Raw genomic sequence first — 22395 nt, 5'->3', positions numbered from 1 at the left:
CATGGCGGATTATTTGGGTAAAAAAGTCGTCATTATCGGGTTGGGGCTGACGGGTCTCTCCTGTGTTGACTTTTTTATGGCACGAGGCGTGATCCCTCGTGTGATGGATACTCGTACGGCACCACCCGGCAAGGATAAACTGCCCGATGGTGTTGAGTGTCACAGTGGAAGCCTGAATGCTGACTGGTTGATGGATGCTGATTTGATTGTCGTAAGCCCGGGCATTGCCTTGGCAACGGCGGTATTGCAGGCTGCGGCTAATGCAGGTATTGAAATTGTTGGTGATATCGAGTTGTTTTGCCGTGAAGCAACAGCCCCGATAGTCGCCATTACCGGTTCTAATGGTAAAAGTACTGTTACCAGTCTTGTCGGTGAAATGGCGAAAGCGGCTAATTGGCAGGTGGGTGTTGGCGGTAATATTGGCCTACCTGCATTAGAATTGTTGAAGAAATCTTGTCAGCTTTATGTCTTAGAGCTCTCCAGTTTCCAGTTGGAAACTACATATAGCCTGAACGCAACAGCCGCCGCTGTGCTTAATGTAACTGAGGACCATATGGATCGTTATCCTCAGGGGGTATCTCAGTACCGGGCGGCTAAACTGAGGATTTATCATCAGGCGAAAAGATGCATTGTGAATGCTCAAGATCCCCTGACACTGCCTGAAATGGGTATGGATAGCCGTTGTGTCAGCTTTGGTGTCGATTGTGGTGACTACCAGCTTGATAGTGAAAATGCTTTTTTGAAAGTTCACAACCAATCACTGCTGGCGACAAATGAAATTAAGCTGACTGGACGACATAACTACGCCAATGGGTTGGTTGCATTGGCTTTAGCTGATGCGGTTGGTATTCCTCGTGAAGCCAGTTTGGCAACATTGACGGTTTATCCGGGGCTTGACCATCGTTTCCAGCTTGCTCGTTTGAACAAAGGAGTGCGTTGGATTAACGATTCTAAGGCGACCAATGTTGGCAGTACGATGGCGGCGCTTGATGGTCTGAATCTGGAGGGAACGCTTTATTTGCTGTTAGGTGGTGATGGCAAGTCGGCAGACTTTTCTCCGCTTAAACCTTTCCTTTGTGGGAATAAAGTTCAGCTTTACTGCTTTGGTCGAGATGGAAAACAGTTGGCGCAACTACGCCCGGAAATAGCGACATTGACCGAAACTATGGAACAGGCGATACGTGATATTGCTCCGCGTCTGGTGGCTGGCGACATGGTGTTGTTATCTCCTGCTTGTGCAAGCCTTGATCAGTTTCGTAATTTTGAACAGCGTGGTCATGAGTTTACCCGTTTGGCAGAGGAGTTGGGCTGATGTCTATTCCGGGATTCAGTAGATTAAAAGACTGGGTTATTGGTGGCCGTGAAACTGATGCCACCAATATGGTGTTGTATGATCGCACACTGGTTTGGCTGACACTCGGATTGGGAATTATCGGCTTTGTTATGGTGACATCAGCATCGATGCCGGTTGGGCAGCGTCTTGCAGAAGACCCGTTTCTGTTTGCTAAGCGTGATGCAATTTATCTCTTGCTGGCTTTCGGGTTGTCATTGATCACATTGCGTATCTCGATGGATTTCTGGCAACGCTATAGCAATCTGATGCTGCTTGTTTCCGTTATTTTGTTGTTGGTTGTCCTGGTGGTGGGAAATTCAGTCAATGGGGCATCGCGTTGGATTGCCATTGGGCCTTTGAGAATTCAACCTGCTGAGTTATCGAAACTTTCTCTATTTTGCTACCTCGCCAGTTATTTGGTGCGCAAAGTAGAAGAAGTGCGGAATAACTTTTGGGGATTCTGTAAGCCAATGGGTGTGATGGTCGTGTTAGCGGTGTTACTTCTGGCTCAACCCGACTTGGGGACAGTGGTTGTACTGTTTGTAACAACGTTGGCAATGCTATTTCTGGCCGGGGCTAAGTTATGGCAGTTTCTAGCAATTATTGGTTCAGGGGTATTCGCGGTGGTTTTGTTAATCATTGCTGAACCTTACCGTATACGCCGTGTAACTTCCTTTCTGGATCCTTGGGAAGATCCATACGGCAAAGGTTACCAATTAACGCAATCTTTGATGGCTTTTGGTCGTGGGGAATTTTTAGGGCAAGGACTAGGAAATTCAGTACAGAAACTGGAATACCTGCCGGAAGCACATACTGACTTTATTTTCTCTGTTTTAGCAGAAGAATTAGGTTACGTAGGTGTGGTTTTGGTGTTGTTAATGATATTCTTCGTCGCTTTTCGCGCAATGACGATAGGTCGTCGCGCATTACAGATGGATCAGCGTTTTTCGGGTTTTCTGGCTTGTTCGGTGGGTATTTGGTTTAGTTTCCAAGCTCTGGTTAACGTTGGGGCCGCCGCAGGTATGTTACCGACTAAAGGTTTGACTTTACCTTTGATTAGTTACGGTGGTTCAAGTTTGCTGATTATGTCGACAGCTATCGTATTGCTATTAAGAATTGATTTTGAAACACGCTTGGCAAAAGCTCAAGCGTTTGTAAGGAGCCCCCGATGAGTGGCAAAACCCGGCGTTTGATGGTGATGGCAGGTGGAACTGGAGGACATGTTTTCCCAGGGCTGGCTGTCGCTCATCATTTAAAAGATCAGGGCTGGGACGTTCTCTGGTTGGGAACAGCGGATCGTATGGAAGCCGATTTAGTGCCAAAACATGGCATTGATATTGAATTTATTCAGATTTCTGGTCTGCGAGGTAAAGGGATCAAAGCATTGTTGGCTGCCCCGGTCCGAATTTTCAAAGCAATCCGTCAGGCAAAGGCGATTATGCGTCGCTATCAGCCAGATGTCGTGCTTGGCATGGGAGGATATGTTTCTGGTCCCGGTGGCATTGCTGCGTGGATGTGCGGTGTTCCGGTTGTATTGCATGAACAGAATGGTATTGCCGGGCTGACAAACCGGTGGCTGGCTAAAATCGCTACGACTGTTTTACAAGCATTTCCCGGTGCATTTCCAAAAGCGCCCGTTGTTGGTAATCCTGTTCGCGAAGATGTGTTGGCACTGCCTATACCTGAACAACGTTTGACAGGGCGTGAAGGTCCGATTCGGGTTCTGGTTGTTGGTGGCAGTCAGGGGGCGAGAATTCTTAACCAGGCAATGCCTGAAATTGCTGCCCGTATGGGTGATAAAATTACTCTTTGGCATCAGACAGGCAAAGGGGCTAAAGAAAGTGTTCAGAATGCCTATGACAATTCAGTTAAATGCGAACATAAGATTACTGAATTTATTGACGATATGGCACAAGCTTATGCCTGGGCTGATGTGGTGATTTGTCGTTCTGGCGCGTTGACGGTTAGTGAAGTGTCAGCGGCGGGATTACCCGGGATTTTTGTGCCATTTCAGCATAAAGATCGTCAGCAATACTGGAATGCGTTACCTCTAGAAAAAGTTGGCGCAGCAAAAATACTGGAGCAACCCCAATTTACAGTTGATGCAGTAATTGAATTATTAACTCAGTGGCAACGGCCACAATTGCTGGAAATGGCGGAAAAAGCCCGTTCAGCAGCAATTGTTGATGCAACTGAGCAAGTATCGGCGGCATTGATCGATGCAGCAAAAAAATGATTTAGACCGCCTTAAAAGGGGCGGTGAAGCAAACATATATAGCGAAGAAGAAAACGTGAATACACAACAACTGGCGAAATTAAGAGCTTTCGTGCCTGAGATGAGAAAAGTCAGGCACATCCACTTTGTTGGCATTGGTGGTGCTGGCATGGGGGGGATCGCCGAAGTGTTGGCTAATGAAGGTTATCAGATTAGTGGATCTGATTTGGCACCAAACCCGGTAACTCGGCAACTGACTAAATTGGGCGCTCAGATTTATTTTAATCATCGTCCTGAAAATATACTGGATGCCAGTGTTGTTGTGGCTTCAAGCGCAATCTTGGCGGATAACCCGGAAATTGTTGCTGCTCGTGAGGCCCGAATTCCGGTTATTCGCAGAGCAGAGATGTTGGCAGAACTGATGCGCTACCGTCATGGTATTGCTATTGCCGGGACTCACGGTAAAACGACAACAACAGCGATGATTTCTAGCATCTATGCACAGGCTGGTTTAGATCCCACTTTTGTTAATGGTGGTTTAGTTAAAGCAGCAGGAACGCATGCTCGTCTTGGCAGTAGCCGTTATTTAATTGCGGAAGCTGACGAAAGTGATGCTTCTTTCTTGCATTTGCAGCCGATGGTGGCGGTCATTACGAATATCGAAGCAGATCATATGGATACCTATCATGGTGACTTCGAAAACTTGAAACAGACGTTTATCAACTTCTTGCACAACTTACCTTTTTACGGGCGTGCAGTCATGTGCATTGATGATCCGGTTGTCAAAGAGTTAATTCCTCGTGTTGGTCGCTATATCACGACGTATGGTTTTAGCGAGGAAGCGGACGTACGTATTACCCATTATCAGCAAAAAGGTGCTCAGGGATATTTTACTGTTAGTCGTCAAGATATGGCGGATCTGAAAGTCGTATTGAATGCACCGGGTCGCCATAATGCGCTGAATGCGGCGGCAGCAGTGGCTGTTGCGACTGAGGAAGGGATTTCTGGCAGTGATATTTTGGCGGCGTTGGCAGGTTTTCAGGGAACCGGGCGCCGTTTTGATTTTTTGGGGAATTTTTCTCTGGAACATGTTAACGGCAAAGGTGGTAGCGCAATGTTGGTTGATGATTATGGTCATCATCCAACGGAAGTGGATGCAACCATTAAAGCCGCTCGTGCTGGCTGGCCGGATAAACGGATTGTGATGATATTTCAACCTCATCGTTATACCCGAACCCGTGATTTGTACGATGACTTTGCCAATGTATTGAATCAGGTAGATGTATTGCTGATGTTGGATGTTTACTCTGCGGGTGAAGTGGTTATTCCGGGAGCAGATAGTCGTTCGTTGTGCCGTACTATCCGTAGCCGCGGTAAGTTAGATCCGATTTTGGTCTCTGATCCGGCAAAAGTGACCGCTGTGTTGGCACAGGTGCTGGATGGTCATGATTTAATTCTGGTTCAAGGGGCCGGCAATATAGGCAAAATAGCGCGTAATCTGGCTGAAACAAAATTACAGCCATCTTTGAATGAGGAAAAACACAATGGCTGAGAAAGTCGCGGTACTGTTGGGAGGAACTTCCGCTGAGCGTGAAGTTTCGCTGTTATCGGGACAAGCCGTGTTGGCTGGATTGAGAGAAGCGGGTATTGATGCACATCCAGTTGATACAAAAGATTTTCCTGTGACTCAACTTAAAGAGGCCGGATTTGAGAAAGTCTTTATCGCGCTTCATGGGCGTGGTGGGGAAGACGGTACTTTGCAAGGGGTATTGGAATTTTTGCAGTTACCCTATACCGGTAGTGGCGTGATGGCTTCTGCACTGTCAATGGATAAATTGCGTACAAAACAGGTATGGCAGGGAATTGGGTTGACTGTTTCGCCGTATGTTTCAATTAATTCTCAGCAAGTTGAACGATTGACTGATTCTCAACTCCAAGAATATGTAGCAGATTTAGGTTTGCCATTAATTGTTAAGCCAAGTCTGGAAGGTTCCAGTGTTGGTATGACTAAGGTTAATGAGATTTCGGAGTTGCGTGGTGCATTAGAGGCTGCGTTTCGTTATGACGTTGACTTGCTGGTCGAAAAATGGTTGCACGGCCCGGAATACACAGTAGCCATCCTTGGTGATACGGCTTTACCTTCTATTCGTATTCAACCCGCTGCTGTTTTTTATGACTATGATGCAAAATATTGGTCTGAAGAAACACAATATTTTTGTCCAAGTGGCTTAAGTGATGAAAAAGAGCAGCAATTGGCAGAACTGGCGCTTAAAGCTTATCAGTCAGTTGGATGCAGTGGTTGGGGGCGAGTTGATGTCATGATGGATACTGATGGTGATTTCTATCTGTTGGAAGTGAATACCTCTCCGGGGATGACCAGCCACAGCTTGGTGCCGATGGCTGCGCGTCAGGCTGGATTAAGTTTTTCACAGTTGGTGGTAAAGATTTTGGAGTTGGCTGATTGATATGTCTCAAGCGGCCCTGAAAGTGAGGGGACGGGATAATGAAAGTAGCAGTTCCCGTCCTAGTAACGGCTCTTACCTGGCAGGGCTTATCTTCTTCCTGATGGTACTTGGGACCATTATTTGGGGAGGTTTGGCCGTCCTTAACTGGATGAAAGATGCTAACAGATTGCCTATTTCAAAACTGGTGGTAACGGGTGAGCGTCACTACACGACCAACGATGATATCCGGCGGGCAATTTTGTCATTAGGGCAACCGGGAACTTTCATGACGCAGGATGTGAATATCATTCAGCAACAAATTGAACGGATGCCGTGGATAAGGCAAGTCACTGTCCGTAAACAGTGGCCTGATGAACTGAGAATTCATCTGGTAGAATATGTTCCTTATGTGCGCTGGAATGACACACAGATGCTGGATGCCGAAGGTCAGGTATTCAGCATTCCGGCTGAATGGGGAGCTAAAGGGTATTTTCCGATGCTTTATGGCCCACAAGGCAGTGAAAAAGAAGTCCTTGATGGTTACCGGGCCATGACTAAACTTCTCGCTGCCAATAAACTGAAATTAAAATCGGCGGCAATGACTGCGCGTCGTTCCTGGCAACTGACTCTGGATAATGGTATCCAGCTAAAGCTGGGAAGAATGGATACAACAGGCCGTATTAAACGTTTTATCGAGCTTTATCCGCTGTTACAGCAGAACACAGAGAAAAGGGTAGATTACGTGGATTTGCGTTATGACAGTGGTGCCGCGGTAGGTTGGGCGCCTTTACCCATTGGTGATCCTAATGCTCCGGTCAAAAGGCAATAAACAATTACTGGCAATAATTATATGAGGCAGGCAGAACAACGATGATCAAATCGACGGACAGAAAATTAGTAGTTGGCCTAGAGATTGGCACAGCAAAGGTATCTGCCCTTGTTGGTGAAATTCTGCCCGATGGTATGGTTAATATTATCGGGGTGGGAAGCTGTCCATCCCGCGGTATGGATAAAGGCGGTGTAAACGACCTGGAGTCGGTTGTTAAATGTGTACAGCGGGCTATCGATCAGGCTGAATTGATGGCAGATTGTCAAATTTCCTCTGTTTATCTGGCGTTATCTGGAAAACATATCAGTTGTCAGAATGAAATCGGGATGGTTCCTATTTCCGAAGAGGAAGTTACTCAGGAAGATGTAGACAATGTTGTTCATACTGCCAAATCAGTTCGTGTACGTGATGAATACCGAATACTGCATGTTATTCCGCAAGAATATGCTATCGATTATCAAGAAGGTATTAAAAATCCGGTGGGGCTTTCCGGTGTGCGTATGCAGGCTAAAGTTCACTTGATTACCTGTCATAATGATATGGCGAAAAATATTGCAAAAGCGGTTGAACGCTGTGGTTTGAAAGTCGACCAGCTTATTTTTTCCGGGTTGGCTGCCAGCTATGCTGTTTTGACCGAAGACGAGCGTGAATTGGGCGTTTGCGTGGTAGATATTGGCGGCGGGACGATGGATATTGCGGTGTATACCGGCGGAGCGTTGCGTCATACCAAAGTTATTCCTTATGCCGGTAACGTTGTCACCAGTGATATTGCTTATGCCTTTGGTACGCCACCAAGCGATGCAGAAACGATAAAAGTACGCCACGGTTGTGCACTAGGTTCGTTGGTCAGCAAAGATGAAAGTGTGGAGGTACCTAGTGTCGGTGGACGCCCACCACGTAGCTTACAGCGTCAGACGTTGGCTGAAGTCATTGAGCCGCGTTACATCGAATTACTGAATTTAGTGAATGATGAAATCTTGCGATTGCAGGAACAGTTACGCCAGCAGGGGGTTAAACACCATCTGGCGGCGGGTATTGTCTTGACTGGCGGTGGTGCTCAGATTGATGGTTTGGCTGAATGTGCTCAGCGTGTGTTCCATGCTCAGGTGCGTATCGGCCAACCTCTTAATATTACTGGTCTGACGGACTATGCGCAGCAACCCTATTATTCAACAGCGGTAGGGTTGCTGCATTACGGAAAAGCCTCTCATCTTAATGGTGATGCGGATATTGAAAAACATGTTTCAGTGAGCCGTTGGTTTAAGAGAGTCAGTAGCTGGCTGAAAAAAGAGTTTTAATTTTATACAGAGGCTGAGTTTTTTTAGTCTCGATATAAAGGCACAAAGCGGAGAGAAACTATATGTTTGAACCAATAGAATTAACCAATGACGCGGTGATTAAAGTCATCGGCGTCGGCGGTGGCGGCGGTAACGCTGTTGAGCACATGGTGCGTGAACGCATCGAAGGTGTTGAATTCTTTGCAGTAAATACGGATGCCCAGGCATTGCGTAAAACTGCTGTCGGCCAGACTATCCAGATTGGTAATGGTATTACTAAAGGTTTGGGGGCTGGGGCAAACCCGGAAGTTGGTCGTACTGCTGCTCAAGAAGATCGTGATGCATTGCGCACCGCACTTGATGGTGCAGATATGGTATTTATCGCTGCCGGTATGGGTGGTGGTACTGGTACTGGCGCAGCGCCTGTGGTAGCTGAAATTGCAAAAGAGCTTGGGATTCTGACAGTTGCTGTGGTGACTAAGCCTTTCAATTTCGAAGGTAAGAAGCGCATGGCGTTTGCCGAACAAGGGATCACTGAATTGTCTAAGCATGTAGATTCATTGATTACTATCCCTAACGACAAACTGTTAAAAGTGCTTGGCCGCGGCATTTCACTACTGGACGCTTTCGGCGCAGCTAATGATGTTTTGAAAGGTGCGGTTCAGGGTATCGCTGAACTGATCACGCGTCCAGGTCTAATGAATGTTGACTTTGCTGATGTGCGTACCGTGATGTCCGAAATGGGCTACGCCATGATGGGTTCCGGTATTGCGCAGGGCGAAGATCGTGCGGAAGAAGCTGCTGAGATGGCGATATCCAGCCCATTGCTGGAAGATATCGACTTGTCAGGCGCTCGTGGTGTTTTGGTTAACATTACTGCTGGCTTTGATCTGCGTTTGGATGAGTTCGAAACAGTGGGTAACACGATCCGTGCATTTGCATCTGATAATGCAACTGTCGTGATCGGTACCTCTCTGGATCCAGACATGAATGATGAGTTGCGGGTGACTGTGGTTGCCACGGGTATTGGTATGGATAAACGTCCTGAAATTACGTTGGTTACCAATAAATCTTCTCAGTCAAGCGTAATGGAACACCGTCATCAGCAAATGTCTGGCGGTATGTCTTCATTGTCTGAAGAAAATAAACCAGCAGCAAAAGTGGTGAATGACCAAAGCGTACAAACGAGTAAGGAGCCCGATTATTTGGATATTCCTGCATTTTTGCGTAAACAGGCCGATTAATAGCTAAAAAATTGGATTCTCCGCTTTTTGTGCTAAACTTGCCCGCCAATCATAGTGTATAGTGATTGGCAGGATGGATAATATTGCGAGATAAAACGATGATCAAACAAAGGACACTTAAACGTATTGTTCAGGCGACTGGTGTCGGTTTACATACCGGTAAAAAAGTCACACTAACAATGCGCCCAGCACCGGCTAACACCGGGGTCATCTATCGCCGTACTGACTTGAATCCACCGGTTGATTTTCCGGCAGATGCAAAATCCGTGCGTGATACTATGCTCTGTACTTGCCTGGTAAATGAGCATGACGTGCGAATCTCAACGGTTGAGCACCTGAATGCAGCGCTTGCGGGGTTAGGTATCGATAATATTATTATCGAAGTTGATGCGCCAGAAATTCCCATTATGGATGGTAGTGCCAGCCCATTTGTTTTCCTGCTGCTGGATGCGGGTATTGAAGAGCTGAACACATCTAAAAAATTCCTGCGTATTAAGGAAACCGTGCGCGTTGAGGAGGGTGATAAGTGGGCAGAGATGACACCTTATAATGGTTTCAGTCTGGATTTCACTATTGATTTCAATCACCCTGCGATTGATTCAAGCACTCAACGTTACTGTCTGGATTTCTCGGCAGAGGCGTTTGTTCGTCAAATCAGTCGTGCACGTACATTTGGCTTTATGCGTGATATTGAGTACTTACAATCTAAAGGGTTGTGTTTAGGTGGCAGCTTTGATTGTGCGATTGTTGTTGATGACTATCGTGTGCTTAATGAAGATGGCTTGCGTTTTGAAGACGAATTTGTCCGCCATAAAATGCTGGATGCAATTGGTGATCTGTTTATGTGTGGCTATAACATCATTGGCGCATTTACTGCGTTCAAATCTGGTCATGCGTTGAACAATAAACTATTGCAGGCAGTTCTGGCGCAAGAAAGTGCATGGGAGCTGACTACTTTCGAAGATGAAGCTGAAATGCCATTGGCTTTTCGTGCTCCATCAACTGTAATGGCATAACTCTCTAGTATGCTGATAATAATTTAATGATATATCAGTGGGTTATGTTATCAGTGATTTTATTTTCGCTGATGTTTTTTACTCGGCGTTAGCACTATTCAGCGTTAGCACTTAAATTTATTTAGCGTTATCGCTTAGTCGTTTTAGCTGTACTGGCACTCTCTCCGGCCAGTGCAGCTAGTCGTTCTAATCTTTCCTTCAGCTTTTTTGGACTACGGTTCGCTAGCGTTATTAATTCTTTCGCACTCTCTTGACTTAACTGACGTGTCGGTAAAGTTTTATGATCATCTCTCATCGTTTTTGCGAAGCTCTGCGCACTATTGCCATGCTTAATCATGAGTGATGGGTTAATCCTGATGTCGATAGATGACAATGATGGTAGAATTCCGCTTCTTAGTGTAGAAAGCAGCGTTGGCAGCTCGTAACGTAATCTGGTCATCCAACTGGCGTTTCCTGCTTCCAGTACCAGAATTTGTTTGCGATAATTAGCGACCCGGCACCACGGATGTAATTGTGCGGGAAGCAAGCTGATAACGGCACGGTTAAGTTTTAACAAAGCGACGGCACGTTGCTGGATAACATGAAGCGGGCTTTTCTCAACGGCGGCGGCGTCTTCAAAAAGAACATCTAATGATTGTGGGCGGCTATCGCGCATAATGAAAGTAGCTCCGGTATGATGAAGGATTAATGGGTATTCTAAATCTTTGGCGACAATTTGGCAGACGTTATTTCTGGTCACATCTGTTATTAGGGGTGGTTGCGGCAAGTATTGGCGCTCCTACCATTTTAGCGGGTGTTACCGATAATATCTCACAAGCTAATACCTCGCCTAGTCAGAGCTGGCAAAATCAGGCTTTATCGGCTTTTGATAATCTATTTTCATTGCAGAATGTTCAACACCAGCCAGCCAATGGCGTTAATTACTGGCAACAACATGCTGTACGTAACGTGATCAGACAGCTTTCTTTTGCTTTTTCTATTTCGCAGCCTATGAGCGATGAAACAGCAAAACAAAGTATCCGGTTAAGTTCTTCCAATATTCAGCAGCTTGTGCTGGAAACCCTGAATACACTATTAATTCGGGAACCTAAGCCACCTGAGCCGGTTTTAGATATACCGTTCCTGAATGTTGCATCACAATCTTCTTATATTCTGACGCTTTGGATTGCTAAAGCCCAAGGTATCCGTGCAGGTCCTACTGCTTACCTCTGAATCTTCGTTTTTTTACAAATTTTCGAAATAAATAACTATTTGCTGGCTGCGAAATAACGGCCTTATCTGAGATGTAATTAACTATGCTGATTAAATTATTAACAAAGGTTTTTGGTAGTCGTAATGACCGTACATTGCGTCGTATGCGTAAAGTTGTTGATGTCATCAACCGCATGGAGCCAGAGTTTGAAAAATTGTCTGATGATGAATTGAAGGGTAAAACTGCCGAATTCCGTGCCCGTTTAGAAAAAGGCGAATCGTTGGAAAATCTGTTACCTGAAGCATTTGCAACAGTACGTGAAGCAAGTAAGCGCGTGTTTGCTATGCGTCATTTCGACGTTCAGTTACTGGGTGGTATGGTTCTGAATGAACGTTGTATTGCGGAGATGCGCACTGGTGAAGGTAAAACACTGACAGCGACTTTGCCTGCTTATTTAAATGCATTAACTGGGCGTGGTGTTCACGTAGTCACTGTGAATGATTATCTGGCGCAACGTGATGCCGAAAATAACCGCCCACTGTTTGAATTTCTGGGATTGAGTGTTGGTATTAACCTGCCAGGTATGCCGGCACCCGTTAAACGCCAGGCATATGCTGCGGATATTACCTATGGTACTAACAACGAATATGGCTTTGACTATCTGCGTGACAACATGGCATTTAGCCCGGAAGAGCGTGTTCAGCGTAAGTTACATTATGCGCTAGTGGATGAAGTTGACTCCATTCTAATCGACGAAGCACGGACGCCATTGATTATCTCTGGCCCTGCTGAAGATAGTTCTGAGCTTTATATCAAAGTCAATAAGTTGATCCCTAAATTGATTCGTCAGGAAAAAGAGGATTCAGAGACTTTCCAGGGAGAAGGCCATTTTTCTGTCGACGAAAAGTCCCGCCAGGTTAACTTGACGGAACGCGGTTTAGTTTTGATTGAACAATTACTGTCAGAAGCCAGCTTGATGGAAGAAGGTGAATCCCTATATTCGCCAACCAATATCATGTTAATGCACCATGTTACAGCCGCACTACGTGCCCATGCACTGTTTACCCGTGATGTTGACTATATCGTGAAAGATGGTGAGGTCATTATTGTTGATGAGCATACGGGCCGTACTATGCAGGGGCGTCGCTGGTCTGATGGATTGCATCAGGCTGTTGAAGCTAAAGAAGGTGTAGAAATTCAGAATGAAAACCAAACCCTAGCTTCAATTACCTTCCAAAACTACTTCCGGTTGTATGAAAAACTGGCGGGTATGACCGGTACGGCAGATACAGAAGCGTTTGAGTTTAGCTCTATTTATAAGCTTGATACCATTGTGGTTCCGACAAACCGTCCAATGATCCGTAATGATTTGCCAGATCTGGTTTACATGACCGAAGCTGAAAAAATTGAAGCTATCATTGAAGATATCCGCGAACGTACCGGTAAAGGGCAGCCGGTATTGGTGGGGACTATTTCTATTGAAAAATCTGAACTGGTTTCCCGTGAACTGACTAACGCGGGTATCGAGCACAACGTACTTAACGCCAAATTTCATGCAATGGAAGCGGACATTATTGCTCAGGCAGGTCAAGCGAGCGCGGTAACCATTGCGACTAACATGGCGGGTCGTGGTACAGATATTGTGCTAGGCGGTAGTTGGCAGGCAGAAATTGCTAAGCTGACCGAGCCAACAGAAGCTCAGATTGAAGAGATTAAAGCTGCATGGCAGGAACGTCATGATAGGGTTCTGGCGGCGGGTGGTTTGCATATTATCGGTACGGAGCGTCATGAATCTCGTCGTATTGATAATCAGTTACGCGGGCGTTCCGGGCGTCAAGGGGATGCGGGATCATCCCGTTTCTATTTATCAATGGAAGACTCACTGATGCGTATTTTTGCCTCTGATCGTGTCACTAGCATGATGCGTAAACTGGGTATGAAACCGGGTGAGGCGATTGAACATCCGTGGGTAACCAAAGCCATTGCCAATGCTCAACGTAAAGTAGAGAGCCGTAACTTCGATATACGTAAGCAATTGCTAGAATACGATGATGTTGCTAACGATCAGCGCCGTGCTATTTATGCTCAGCGTAACGACTTGTTGGATGTGAGTGATGTTAGTGAAACCATTGGTAGCATTCGTGAAGATGTATTTAAAGCAACCATTGATGCTTATATTCCCCCTCAATCTCTGGAAGAGATGTGGGATGTGGAAGGTTTGCAGCAACGTTTAGTGACTGATTTCGATTTAGAGCTGCCGATCAAAGAGTGGTTGGATAAAGAGCCTGAGTTACACGAAGAGACGTTGCGTGAGCGTATCCTTGAACAGGCTGTTGAAGTCTATAAACGCAAAGAAGAGATTGTTGGCATTGAAATGATGCGTAATTTCGAAAAAGGTATCATGTTGCAGACTCTGGATATGTTGTGGAAAGAGCATCTGGCTGCAATGGATTACCTACGTCAAGGTATCCATCTACGTGGTTATGCTCAGAAAGATCCGAAACAGGAATATAAACGTGAATCTTTCGCTATGTTTGCAAGCATGCTGGAATCGCTGAAATATGAAGTGATTAGTACATTGAGCAAAGTTCAAGTGAGATTGCCGGAAGAAGTAGAGGCATTGGAGCAACAGCGCCGGGCGGAAGCTGAACGCTTGGCAAAGCAACAGCAATTAAGCCATGAGGTTGAAAAAGGCGCATTGATGTCTACAACAGAAGCTCAGATTGCCAGTGGAGCTCGTAAAGTAGGGCGTAATGATCCTTGTCCTTGTGGATCGGGTAAAAAATATAAACATTGCCACGGGCGCTTGCAGTAACGATGAAAAGGCGGGAAACCGCCTTTTTACTCTGTTAGTTTTAAGTGAGCAACGTCAACGTTGGATATAGTATTTGGTTGTTGAGCAATCAAAAAGAAGAGATGAAGAAGTAAGAGTAATATGGAAAAGAAACACCTACATATAGCCGCTGGGATTATCAGAAATACGCAACATGAAATTTTTATTACTCAGCGTCATGCTGATGCCCATATGGGGGGGGTCTGGGAATTCCCTGGTGGGAAAGTTGAGCAAGAAGAAACGCCTGAACAGGCTTTAATACGTGAGTTACAGGAAGAAATTGGTATTACAGTTATTCATTATGATCTGGTAAAAACGGTTGAACATGATTTTCCTGACAGGTTGATTACCCTGTATTTCTTCTTGGTGGATGAATGGGAAAATGAGCCTTTCGGTAAAGAAGGGCAACTTTCTCGGTGGGTATTACAGAAAGATTTAATTGCTGATGAATTCCCGCCTGCTAACCGCAGCATTGTTGCATTACTTACCGCTTGAGTTGTCAATAGCCGCATTATTAATAACGCGGCTATTTATTATTGCTCAGGTTGTCCACTCCAATCATCACTATCAGAGTTTTCACTTTGGCTTGGTATCCGCTTCTCTTCATTTGCCCACTGGCCTAAGTCAATTAATTGACAGCGTTTACTGCAAAATGGGCGATATGGGCTTATTTCTCCCCAAACCACAGTTTTACCACATGTTGGGCATTCAATCGTGAGTAATTCAGACATAATAATTTTCCTGATAATTAGTTCGTAATATTAGCAGCATGCCAATTCAAATGGTAAATGAGCAGGCACGGAGCCTTTTTCACTATCCAATGGTAAAAAACGGATAGCAAAGCGGGTCTTATGACCGGAAATTTGGGGAAACAATAAAGGGGTTAATGGCAAACGTAATCTCAGTAAATCTGCGCCTTCTGCTGTATTCTGATGGAAACCGTTTTTACTGATTTCTGAACGAAAAATAGCAGATTGGCGGATGAGTTCTAAAATACTGTCCAGGGCTTGTTGGAGAGGTAGCAAACTATCAATCCAGAATGCGACCATTTTATCTCTTTCTGATTGTGGTAAGTGAAGCCATAGATGTAGGGTGGGTAGATCAAAACCACAACAACCACTGGGAATACTGAGGCGCTGGCGCACTAGGCTGATAATTTTATCTTCTTTAAGGGATTGCCCTAATCGTGGTGCTTTACTTAATGCAATAGCCCGCTCTTTCAATTTTAATCTGAAACTATTGACGATATTTATATCAACATCGGGTATTTCAGCCCATTGTTTTAATTTTGCCTGTTGACGTTCTAATTCTTTTAGCAATTCTGAACGTACTTCCCCGCGTTCTAGCACTTCAAGTAACTCAGTTATTGTGCGGAAAAAGGCGAGGCTGCTTGCCAATGAGTTTAAATGGCGTTGACTTGTGAGTTGTTGTAGGGAAGATTCAATTCTCAACCATGCTCGCATTTTTTCATTCAGTGGATGTTCAAAAATGATTGTAGAAGTTGTGTCACTCATCATGATTGTCCTGTCTGGCTGATTCAGCTAATCTTAAGTATTGTTGATGTAATTCGGCAACACGAGGAGTAATTGCCTGTACGTTATCATGATTTGAGATAATGTCATCGGCATAAGCCAGTCTCTCGCTACGGGATGCCTGTGCCGCCAAAATATTTTCAATTTGTTGGTAGTTAATACCATCACGAGTGGCTATCCGGCTGATTTGTATTTCAGGTGAAACGTCAACGACTAAAATCCGATCTGCCAGATGCCTTAAATTATTTTCGACTAATAATGGAATAACCCAAATAACATAAGGTGCTATTATCTGTTCTAATTGCCGTCGGGTTTCTTGATGTATTAGAGGGTGAAGAAGTTGATTAACCCACTGTTTTTCTTGATTGTTTGTGAATATTTTCTGGCGTAACAGTGCTCGGTTAAGGTTACCATCGGGTGTCAATATGTCATGACCAAAGTGTTCTGTGATGGCTTGTAGAGCGGGCGTTCCAGGAACAACGATTTCTCTGGCAATAATATCTGCATCGACAAGAGGAACACCAAGCGCAGCAAAAGCATTGGCGATAGTGGTTTTACCACTGCCAATTCCACCTGTGAGTGCAATAATATAAGTCATCCTATCCCTTAATATTACTTGATAATATTTCAGGATTGTAACCGAAAGGAGGCAGATGACCTAGAGACAAAGCTATGGAATCATTTTTACTTTAGGTGAGTATCGTACCTAGCTGAAAAATGGGTAAATACATTGCCAGCAATAGCGTACCGACAATAATCGCTATTATGACTATAAGTATTGGTTCTAGTAACTGTGTCATATTATCAGAAATCTCCAATGCTTGTTGTTGGTACCAATTAGCAAGATTTCCTAATAACAGTTCCAGATTGCCAGATTCTTCGCCAACACTGACAAACTGTTGACACAGAGCAGGAAAACAAGATTGTTGTTTCAGTGTTTCGCTCATTGGTACCCCTTGATTAATTTGAGCTCGTAAGAATTTAGTCGCTTGCAAAAATACCGGATGATTTATTGATGCAATAGCACTGTCTAACCCTGCGGTGAGTGTCAGGCCGGCTTTTTGTGTCATAAACAGAATATGGAAAAGTTGTCCTAATTGCTGACAACTAATTAATTTTGCAATAACGGGTAAACGTAACATTAGATTTTTTTCACGAGTAATCCATATTGTATGGCGTTGACGTAATTGTAGATAAAATAGAAGCAGTAGAATTAATCCAATAACACCATAGCCACCGTATTGAATCAGCCAGTTGGAAGTGATTAATAAACTGCGGGTGAGCAGAGGAAGTTGTGCATCAAATGAATGATAAATATGTTCAAATTCAGGTAAAACAAAAATAAGCATCAATAAAATAATGATGCTGGCAACAATGGTAATAATCAGAGGATAACGTAGCGCTTTTGTTATTTTCTTCTGTAACTTATCTTGTTGCTCCTGTTGTTTAACCAATAATTGACAGCAGACTTCTAATTGCCCGGTTAACTCACCAACAGAAATAAGTTGACAAAATAAAGGTGGGAATAGAAATGGATAATTTTTTAATGAGGAGGAAAATGATTCTCCACGGGTAATTTTCTTGCTAATATCTAATAATACACAATGCCATAATGGATGAGCGCATTCGCGAATAAGAATATTGAGGCAATTCAGTAATGGCATTCCTGATGATAATAGTGTTGCCAATTGACGAATGAAATTCAAACGGTAGGCAATTTGTTGATGATGATAAAATATCAATTTTTCACATTTTATATTATAAGGTTGCAATCCAGAATGAATAAGCTGCTGATATAAAGCTTTCCTGTTATCACATAGTGATTTCCCTTTTGATATTTCGCCTTTGTTGTTCACTGCTTGCCAATTATAAATATAATGAATTTTCATTACTATTCCTGACCTGTGACTTGATAAATTTCTTCTAATGTCGTGATGCCTTGTTCCACTAATAAAATACCGGATGAAAGTAAAGTGTCTTTTCTTTGAGCCATAATGGTGTTTTGAACATTTTTAGGATTCTGTTCTGATAATATTTGTTGAATATCATAAGTTATTTCTAAAAATTCATAAATAGCCGTTCGGCCATAATAACCGGAGAAACAATGTTCACAACCAACTGCTAACCATTGATTAATAAATAGAGAATTGTTTTCAATATTAATAACGGTTTCTTCTGTTTGTTGTTTACGGCAATGAAGACATAATTTTCTGACAAGTCGTTGGGCGATAATTAATTTGATACAAGAAGCAGCCATATAACCTGAAATACCCAGATTTTGTAGGCGCGATAATGTATCTATGGTTGAATTAGTATGCAATGTAGAAAGAACCAAATGACCTGTTTGTGCCGCTTTTACTGAAATTTCAGCTGTTTCGCCATCACGTATTTCTCCCACCATAATGACATCAGGATCTTGGCGTAGTAATGCCCGTAATACTTTGGCAAAATTGAGCTCGATTTTGCTATTAGTTTGTGTCTGATTAATGCCATTCAGTGGGATCTCGACGGGATCTTCTACACTGCAAATATTCTTTTTATTCTGATTCAGATATTGTAAGCAGCTATATAAAGTTACGGTTTTCCCACTACCCGTTGGGCCAGTCACTAAAATCATTCCTTGTGGTAATGCGAGTTTTTGTCGGAGCTGATTTAATAATGGGTCAGGAATACCTAATTGATCTAACGATAATTGCTGCATTGTATTTAATATTCTAAGCACAACTTTTTCTCCGTGTATGGTTGGCAAAGTTGCCATACGGATAGCATAGTTGTGTCGGGTGTCAAACCAATCAAATTGTCCATCTTGAGGTAACCGTTTTTCAGCAATATTCAATTTCGCCATTATTTTAAGGCGTGCGGCAATGCTTGCATTCATTTGATAAGATGGCGAAGACAATAAGTGTAATGAGCCATCAACTCGGATACGGATACGGTAACCTTGTTGGAATGGCTCGAAATGAATATCGGATGCACGCCGTTGAATTGCAGTTAATAAAGTTTGATTAATAAGTTGAATGACGGGGGCATCATTTTCATCTGTATTGATATCAGTTTTAAGTGGTAATAGAGAGGATTCTTCCTCTGGTACATGACTCAGTGAAATATTTTGATGTAATACTGATTCGATCCTTGCCAGTGGCCAAATTTCTACATTAACAATACATCCGGAAATAAAGCGTAATGCTGATAATAAATCATCATTGGGTAATTCGCTGCTGGCAATTGTTATCGTATTATCATCTTTTTTTATCACAACAGATTGGTGGCGTTGACAAATATCATGAATTTCTTTTTCCATTAATGTATTTTCCGTTGCTGAAAGTGAGTTCATTATTGCTTCCTGTGTAAGTGTGTATTGATATACCCGTCATCTTTCAAGTTGCCTCTTTGTTAGCTGCACTCGCTCACCCCGGTCACATAGTTATCTATGCTCCCGGGGATTCACTCCTTTGCCGTCGCGATGCATCTTGAAATCCATAGGGTATAAGAGTTAATGAATTAAAATTCAAATATTTCCTGACAACGACTTTTTAATGAATTGTTTGTCGATTCACATTTAATATTCCATTTAATTATACCTGTTTGTGTATTTTGTGTCGGCTTTAATGTAACGCTGAGGTTTTTAAGACTCTGTTTACCGTTAATGGTAACTTCCCCATTTTTAACTGAAATGTTATCGATATATCTGCTGTTATGTTCTTTTGGAATTGACACTGCTCCTGCGTTGCAACCATTGAAATCTTCAGTTTCAAAACCGCAAAGTTCTATACCTGATTTATAAGGTACAATATTTTGTAGTATATCTGTTAAAGCGGCTTTCTGGATATATCCTTGATAACTAGGAATACCAATGGCACTTAAGATGGAAATGATAGCAATAGCAACCATGATCTCCATTAAAGTAAATCCTTGTTGTTTCATATTTTTTCTCCGTGTTGTGGTATTGCGATATAGAGAATGAAGGAAAGAGAAAAAAATGAAATAGGATATATGAAGGTTATGGAATTGACTCGAAAAAGAATTTTTGGATTACAAGGTTTGCAAAAATATTTACGGTGGTGTTCGCAAATTTGTGAGTAACTAATTGCTGATTTACACCACCATCAATATAATTATTGCTAATTAAAGCGCATGGAGAGATCTAATGCTCTAATATGTTTGGTGAGTGCTCCAACAGAAATAAAATCGATGCCTGTTTCAGCATAGCTGCGCAAAGTATCCAGGGTGATATTACCGGATACTTCTAAAGCGACTTTACCTGATGTGATAGCGACGGCTTCTTTCATCATTGGAATAGTAAAATTATCTAGCATAATAATATCAACATTAGCTTTGAGTGCCAGAATGAGTTCATCTAGCGTTTCTACTTCGACTTCAACAGGGACATCAGGGTGAGAATAACGAGCTTTATCTACTGCCTGTTTAATAGAGCCATTGGCAATAATATGGTTTTCTTTAATAAGGAAAGCATCGAATAATCCGAGGCGGTGATTATTACCACCTCCACAAAGTACGGCATATTTTAAGGCGGTGCGTAATCCTGGTAGCGTTTTGCGTGTATCAAGTAATTGAGTTTTTAAACCGGTAAGACAGTGAACATAATGACTGACTTCCGTTGCAACGCCAGAGAGAGTTTGAATAAAGTTAAGGGCGGTGCGTTCACCGGTCAGTAATATCTGTGCTGGGCCTCGTAATAGGCAAAGTTTTTGGTTGGCTGTAATTGCATCACTATCTTTGACTAACCATTCAATGGAGATCTGGTCGCCTAATTGAGTAAAAACTTCATTCAGCCATTGTTGTCCACAGAAAATGCCATCTTCCCGAGTGATAATGACTGCGGTGGCTTGTTTATCTGCGGGAATTAATTGGCCGGTAATATCAGCGGTGAAATTTGTATTTCCACCCAGATCTTCTTTTAGTGCGAGGGTTACACTGGCAGGAATGTCGTTTTGCAAGTGTTCCATAAGAACAGCACGGCGCTGATCCGTATTGCAATTTTGTTTTGTCATTAAAAAGCTCCAGAGGTGATAACAATATTGATGGTCTTAACATGCTACCCTGTTGTGTAGTGAACAACTACTATCTTGGTTTTATCATCTAGATTAAGGAAAAGAAAAAATGTGGTTGCATGATGAATTGAGTTAGAAAAATTCTTTCACACGATTTGTGCCCACAGGTGAGCAACTGTTTTATTGGTTATTCATCGTATTAGTTTGTCTCCGGGAAAGCTTTGTTGTACTGACACAATGGTTTATAGGTAGACCCGGATATATACCCTATGGATTTCAAGATGGATCGCGACGGCAAGGGAGCGAATCCCCGGGAGCATAGGGAACTATGTGACCGGGGTGAGTGAGTGCAGCCAACAAAGAGGCAACTTGAAAGATGACGGGTATAAAAGAGCATATCACTGGCTATAATGATGTTGTTCTGGGAAGAAAAATTGATCTGGGACTTTATTTCGATTGGACACATTACCAGCAATTGTTACAGGAGCAGAAAGAATGACTCTCTTTATACTGTTGTTAGTGTTGGCGTGGGAACGAGTTTTTAAAATGGGTGACCATTGGCAATTAGAGCATCGTCTTGAGCCATTGCTTACCGGTATGAAATCCTTTTCGTTATGGAAAAGCCTGTTGATGACGTTAGCAGTCATGTTGATAGCATGGTTACTGATTGAAATATTAAATGATTTTATGTTCGGTGTTCTTGAACTGGTGTTATGGGTGTTCATTTGTTTGCTGTGCATCGGAGCGGGGCGCTTACGGCATGACTATCGTGAATATTTTCGTACTGTTCATCAGGATAATAGGGAACAACAAAGGGAATATCTTACGCGTCTCGCAATTATTCATGGTTTACCCTCTGATGCCAGCAAAGAGAATATGTTGCGAGAGATACAAAATGCGTTGCTATGGATAAATTTTCGCTATTATCTGGCCCCGATTTTTTGGTTGATTGTGGCGGGTAAATTAGGTCCTGTTGCTTTGATGGGATATGGCTTTTTGAGGGCTTATCAGGGATGGTTGGCACAATATGGTACACCGGTTCAGCGGGCGCAATCGGGTGTTGACAGCTTGTTGCATTGGTTGGATTGGGTTCCTGCTCGTTTGGCTGGCGTTGCCTATGCTTTATTAGGGCATGGTGAACGGGCTTTACCGGCGTGGGTTGCTTCTCTTAGTGATTTAAGAACTTCACAATATAAAGTGCTCTGTCAGCTTGCTCAGTTTTCATTAAGTCGTGAACCCCATCTTGATTCAATTCAAACTCCCATTGCTGCGGTGATACTGGCGAAAAAAGTGACTTTCTCTGTCATCGTTGTCGTTGCCTTACTGACAATTTATGGGGCATTGGTTTGATGCGTTGGCTTAATGACTCTGATTGGTTCGGGTTTTATTCATACTATATATGGAGTTGTTTGGCTTACCTTTAGCTATTAGAGCCGATTTATGCAGCGCCGACTGGCGCTGCAACAAT

The 22395-nt window shown here is 43.3% G+C and carries 22 protein-coding genes; 14 read left to right on the top strand and 8 right to left on the bottom strand.

What is annotated here, in order from left to right:
* The first annotated feature begins 1 nt into the window (after position 1).
* The 9 genes from murD (at position 2) to lpxC (ending at position 10358) form a co-directional block, all read left to right on the top strand.
* Entirely contained in the window at positions 2-1312 is a 1311-nt protein-coding gene (gene murD, locus PluTT01m_RS18840; protein ID WP_011147819.1) for a UDP-N-acetylmuramoyl-L-alanine--D-glutamate ligase, read from the top strand.
* Entirely contained in the window at positions 1312-2505 is a 1194-nt protein-coding gene (gene ftsW / locus PluTT01m_RS18835; RefSeq protein WP_011147818.1) for a cell division protein FtsW, read from the top strand. Before murD ends, ftsW begins: the two co-directional genes overlap by 1 nt.
* Entirely contained in the window at positions 2502-3569 is a 1068-nt protein-coding gene (gene murG / locus PluTT01m_RS18830; protein ID WP_011147817.1) for an undecaprenyldiphospho-muramoylpentapeptide beta-N-acetylglucosaminyltransferase, read from the top strand. Before ftsW ends, murG begins: the two co-directional genes overlap by 4 nt.
* A 55-nt stretch (positions 3570-3624) precedes the next feature.
* Positions 3625-5100, top strand: coding sequence for a UDP-N-acetylmuramate--L-alanine ligase (gene murC / locus PluTT01m_RS18825; RefSeq protein ID WP_011147816.1), 1476 nt, complete (start codon positions 3625-3627; stop codon positions 5098-5100).
* The gene (locus PluTT01m_RS18820) at positions 5093-6013 is read left to right on the top strand and encodes a D-alanine--D-alanine ligase (RefSeq protein WP_011147815.1); all 921 of its coding nucleotides are present in this window, start codon (positions 5093-5095) and stop codon (positions 6011-6013) included. The genes murC and PluTT01m_RS18820 overlap by 8 nt, the downstream gene beginning before the upstream one ends.
* A gap of 1 nt (position 6014) precedes the next feature.
* Complete coding sequence (ftsQ, locus tag PluTT01m_RS18815; RefSeq protein WP_011147814.1) at positions 6015-6821, top strand: cell division protein FtsQ; 807 nt, start codon at positions 6015-6017, stop codon at positions 6819-6821.
* A 41-nt stretch (positions 6822-6862) separates the two neighbouring features.
* Positions 6863-8119 carry a cell division protein FtsA gene (gene ftsA / locus PluTT01m_RS18810; RefSeq protein WP_011147813.1) on the top strand — a complete coding sequence of 419 codons (1257 nt, stop codon included), beginning with the start codon at positions 6863-6865 and terminating at the stop codon, positions 8117-8119.
* 62 nt (positions 8120-8181) lie between these two features.
* Positions 8182-9342: a cell division protein FtsZ gene (gene ftsZ / locus PluTT01m_RS18805; RefSeq protein ID WP_011147812.1), complete on the top strand. Its 1161-nt coding sequence runs from the start codon at positions 8182-8184 to the stop codon at positions 9340-9342.
* 98 nt (positions 9343-9440) lie between these two features.
* Complete coding sequence (lpxC, locus tag PluTT01m_RS18800; protein ID WP_011147811.1) at positions 9441-10358, top strand: UDP-3-O-acyl-N-acetylglucosamine deacetylase; 918 nt, start codon at positions 9441-9443, stop codon at positions 10356-10358.
* Between the two features lie 127 nt (positions 10359-10485).
* Here the strand turns inward: lpxC and PluTT01m_RS18795 are convergent, their stop codons facing one another.
* Positions 10486-11013 (bottom strand): DUF721 domain-containing protein, encoded by a 528-nt coding sequence (locus tag PluTT01m_RS18795; protein ID WP_011147810.1) that lies wholly within the window; start codon positions 11011-11013, stop codon positions 10486-10488.
* Between the two features lie 32 nt (positions 11014-11045).
* Here PluTT01m_RS18795 and secM point away from each other — a divergent pair, with 32 nt between their 5' ends.
* The 3 genes from secM (at position 11046) to mutT (ending at position 14878) form a co-directional block, all read left to right on the top strand.
* Complete coding sequence (gene secM, locus PluTT01m_RS18790; protein ID WP_011147809.1) at positions 11046-11570, top strand: secA translation cis-regulator SecM; 525 nt, start codon at positions 11046-11048, stop codon at positions 11568-11570.
* 83 nt (positions 11571-11653) lie between these two features.
* Positions 11654-14365, top strand: a complete 2712-nt coding sequence (secA, locus tag PluTT01m_RS18785) for a preprotein translocase subunit SecA (RefSeq protein ID WP_011147808.1) — start codon at positions 11654-11656, stop codon at positions 14363-14365.
* A gap of 120 nt (positions 14366-14485) precedes the next feature.
* Positions 14486-14878 (top strand): 8-oxo-dGTP diphosphatase MutT, encoded by a 393-nt coding sequence (gene mutT, locus PluTT01m_RS18780; RefSeq protein WP_011147807.1) that lies wholly within the window; start codon positions 14486-14488, stop codon positions 14876-14878.
* 38 nt (positions 14879-14916) lie between these two features.
* On the opposite strand, the gene yacG is transcribed toward mutT, so the two are convergent.
* The 7 genes from yacG to nadC all read right to left on the bottom strand — a co-directional run bounded on the left by yacG (position 14917) and on the right by nadC (position 20927).
* Positions 14917-15114: a DNA gyrase inhibitor YacG gene (yacG, locus tag PluTT01m_RS18775; protein WP_011147806.1), complete on the bottom strand. Its 198-nt coding sequence runs from the start codon at positions 15112-15114 to the stop codon at positions 14917-14919.
* Positions 15115-15144: 30 nt separating this feature from the next.
* Positions 15145-15897, bottom strand: a complete 753-nt coding sequence (gene zapD, locus PluTT01m_RS18770) for a cell division protein ZapD (RefSeq protein ID WP_011147805.1) — start codon at positions 15895-15897, stop codon at positions 15145-15147.
* Positions 15890-16513, bottom strand: a complete 624-nt coding sequence (coaE, locus tag PluTT01m_RS18765; protein ID WP_011147804.1) for a dephospho-CoA kinase — start codon at positions 16511-16513, stop codon at positions 15890-15892. Before coaE ends, zapD begins: the two co-directional genes overlap by 8 nt.
* 91 nt (positions 16514-16604) lie before the next feature.
* A complete protein-coding gene (gene hofC / locus PluTT01m_RS18760; RefSeq protein WP_011147803.1) occupies positions 16605-17804 on the bottom strand; it encodes a protein transport protein HofC in 1200 nt (399 codons plus the stop codon).
* A gap of 2 nt (positions 17805-17806) precedes the next feature.
* The gene (gspE, locus tag PluTT01m_RS18755; protein ID WP_011147802.1) at positions 17807-19249 is read right to left on the bottom strand and encodes a type II secretion system protein GspE; all 1443 of its coding nucleotides are present in this window, start codon (positions 19247-19249) and stop codon (positions 17807-17809) included.
* A 167-nt stretch (positions 19250-19416) separates the two neighbouring features.
* The gene (gene ppdD, locus PluTT01m_RS18750; protein ID WP_011147801.1) at positions 19417-19839 is read right to left on the bottom strand and encodes a prepilin peptidase-dependent pilin; all 423 of its coding nucleotides are present in this window, start codon (positions 19837-19839) and stop codon (positions 19417-19419) included.
* Positions 19840-20036: 197 nt separating this feature from the next.
* Positions 20037-20927: a carboxylating nicotinate-nucleotide diphosphorylase gene (gene nadC / locus PluTT01m_RS18745; RefSeq protein ID WP_011147800.1), complete on the bottom strand. Its 891-nt coding sequence runs from the start codon at positions 20925-20927 to the stop codon at positions 20037-20039.
* A gap of 376 nt (positions 20928-21303) precedes the next feature.
* Between nadC and PluTT01m_RS27955 the strand changes: the two genes are divergently transcribed.
* Both PluTT01m_RS27955 and ampE read left to right on the top strand, forming a co-directional pair.
* A complete protein-coding gene (locus PluTT01m_RS27955) occupies positions 21304-21426 on the top strand; it encodes a hypothetical protein (RefSeq protein WP_255562350.1) in 123 nt (40 codons plus the stop codon).
* Positions 21423-22277, top strand: coding sequence for a beta-lactamase regulator AmpE (ampE, locus tag PluTT01m_RS18740; protein WP_011147799.1), 855 nt, complete (start codon positions 21423-21425; stop codon positions 22275-22277). Before PluTT01m_RS27955 ends, ampE begins: the two co-directional genes overlap by 4 nt.
* Positions 22278-22395: the final 118 nt, after the last annotated feature.

The sequence above is a fragment of the Photorhabdus laumondii subsp. laumondii genome (genome assembly GCF_003343245.1).
Lineage (GTDB): Bacteria > Pseudomonadota > Gammaproteobacteria > Enterobacterales > Enterobacteriaceae > Photorhabdus > Photorhabdus laumondii.
This window is presented reverse-complemented; position numbering and strand designations above follow the sequence as displayed.

What these genes read in the sequence shown, in the direction of transcription:
- murD (WP_011147819.1), top strand. Translation starts at nt 2, where the DNA reads ATGGCGGATTATTTGGGTAAAAAAGTCGTCATTATCGGGTTGGGGCTG.
- ftsW (WP_011147818.1), top strand. Translation starts at nt 1,312, where the DNA reads ATGTCTATTCCGGGATTCAGTAGATTAAAAGACTGGGTTATTGGTGGC.
- murG (WP_011147817.1), top strand. Translation starts at nt 2,502, where the DNA reads ATGAGTGGCAAAACCCGGCGTTTGATGGTGATGGCAGGTGGAACTGGA.
- PluTT01m_RS18820 (WP_011147815.1), top strand. Translation starts at nt 5,093, where the DNA reads ATGGCTGAGAAAGTCGCGGTACTGTTGGGAGGAACTTCCGCTGAGCGT.
- ftsQ (WP_011147814.1), top strand. Translation starts at nt 6,015, where the DNA reads ATGTCTCAAGCGGCCCTGAAAGTGAGGGGACGGGATAATGAAAGTAGC.
- ftsA (WP_011147813.1), top strand. Translation starts at nt 6,863, where the DNA reads ATGATCAAATCGACGGACAGAAAATTAGTAGTTGGCCTAGAGATTGGC.
- ftsZ (WP_011147812.1), top strand. Translation starts at nt 8,182, where the DNA reads ATGTTTGAACCAATAGAATTAACCAATGACGCGGTGATTAAAGTCATC.
- lpxC (WP_011147811.1), top strand. Translation starts at nt 9,441, where the DNA reads ATGATCAAACAAAGGACACTTAAACGTATTGTTCAGGCGACTGGTGTC.
- PluTT01m_RS18795 (WP_011147810.1), bottom strand. Translation starts at nt 11,013, where the DNA reads ATGCGCGATAGCCGCCCACAATCATTAGATGTTCTTTTTGAAGACGCC.
- secM (WP_011147809.1), top strand. Translation starts at nt 11,046, where the DNA reads ATGGGTATTCTAAATCTTTGGCGACAATTTGGCAGACGTTATTTCTGG.
- secA (WP_011147808.1), top strand. Translation starts at nt 11,654, where the DNA reads ATGCTGATTAAATTATTAACAAAGGTTTTTGGTAGTCGTAATGACCGT.
- mutT (WP_011147807.1), top strand. Translation starts at nt 14,486, where the DNA reads ATGGAAAAGAAACACCTACATATAGCCGCTGGGATTATCAGAAATACG.
- yacG (WP_011147806.1), bottom strand. Translation starts at nt 15,114, where the DNA reads ATGTCTGAATTACTCACGATTGAATGCCCAACATGTGGTAAAACTGTG.
- zapD (WP_011147805.1), bottom strand. Translation starts at nt 15,897, where the DNA reads ATGAGTGACACAACTTCTACAATCATTTTTGAACATCCACTGAATGAA.
- coaE (WP_011147804.1), bottom strand. Translation starts at nt 16,513, where the DNA reads ATGACTTATATTATTGCACTCACAGGTGGAATTGGCAGTGGTAAAACC.
- hofC (WP_011147803.1), bottom strand. Translation starts at nt 17,804, where the DNA reads ATGAAAATTCATTATATTTATAATTGGCAAGCAGTGAACAACAAAGGC.
- gspE (WP_011147802.1), bottom strand. Translation starts at nt 19,249, where the DNA reads ATGAACTCACTTTCAGCAACGGAAAATACATTAATGGAAAAAGAAATT.
- ppdD (WP_011147801.1), bottom strand. Translation starts at nt 19,839, where the DNA reads ATGAAACAACAAGGATTTACTTTAATGGAGATCATGGTTGCTATTGCT.
- nadC (WP_011147800.1), bottom strand. Translation starts at nt 20,927, where the DNA reads ATGACAAAACAAAATTGCAATACGGATCAGCGCCGTGCTGTTCTTATG.
- PluTT01m_RS27955 (WP_255562350.1), top strand. Translation starts at nt 21,304, where the DNA reads ATGACGGGTATAAAAGAGCATATCACTGGCTATAATGATGTTGTTCTG.
- ampE (WP_011147799.1), top strand. Translation starts at nt 21,423, where the DNA reads ATGACTCTCTTTATACTGTTGTTAGTGTTGGCGTGGGAACGAGTTTTT.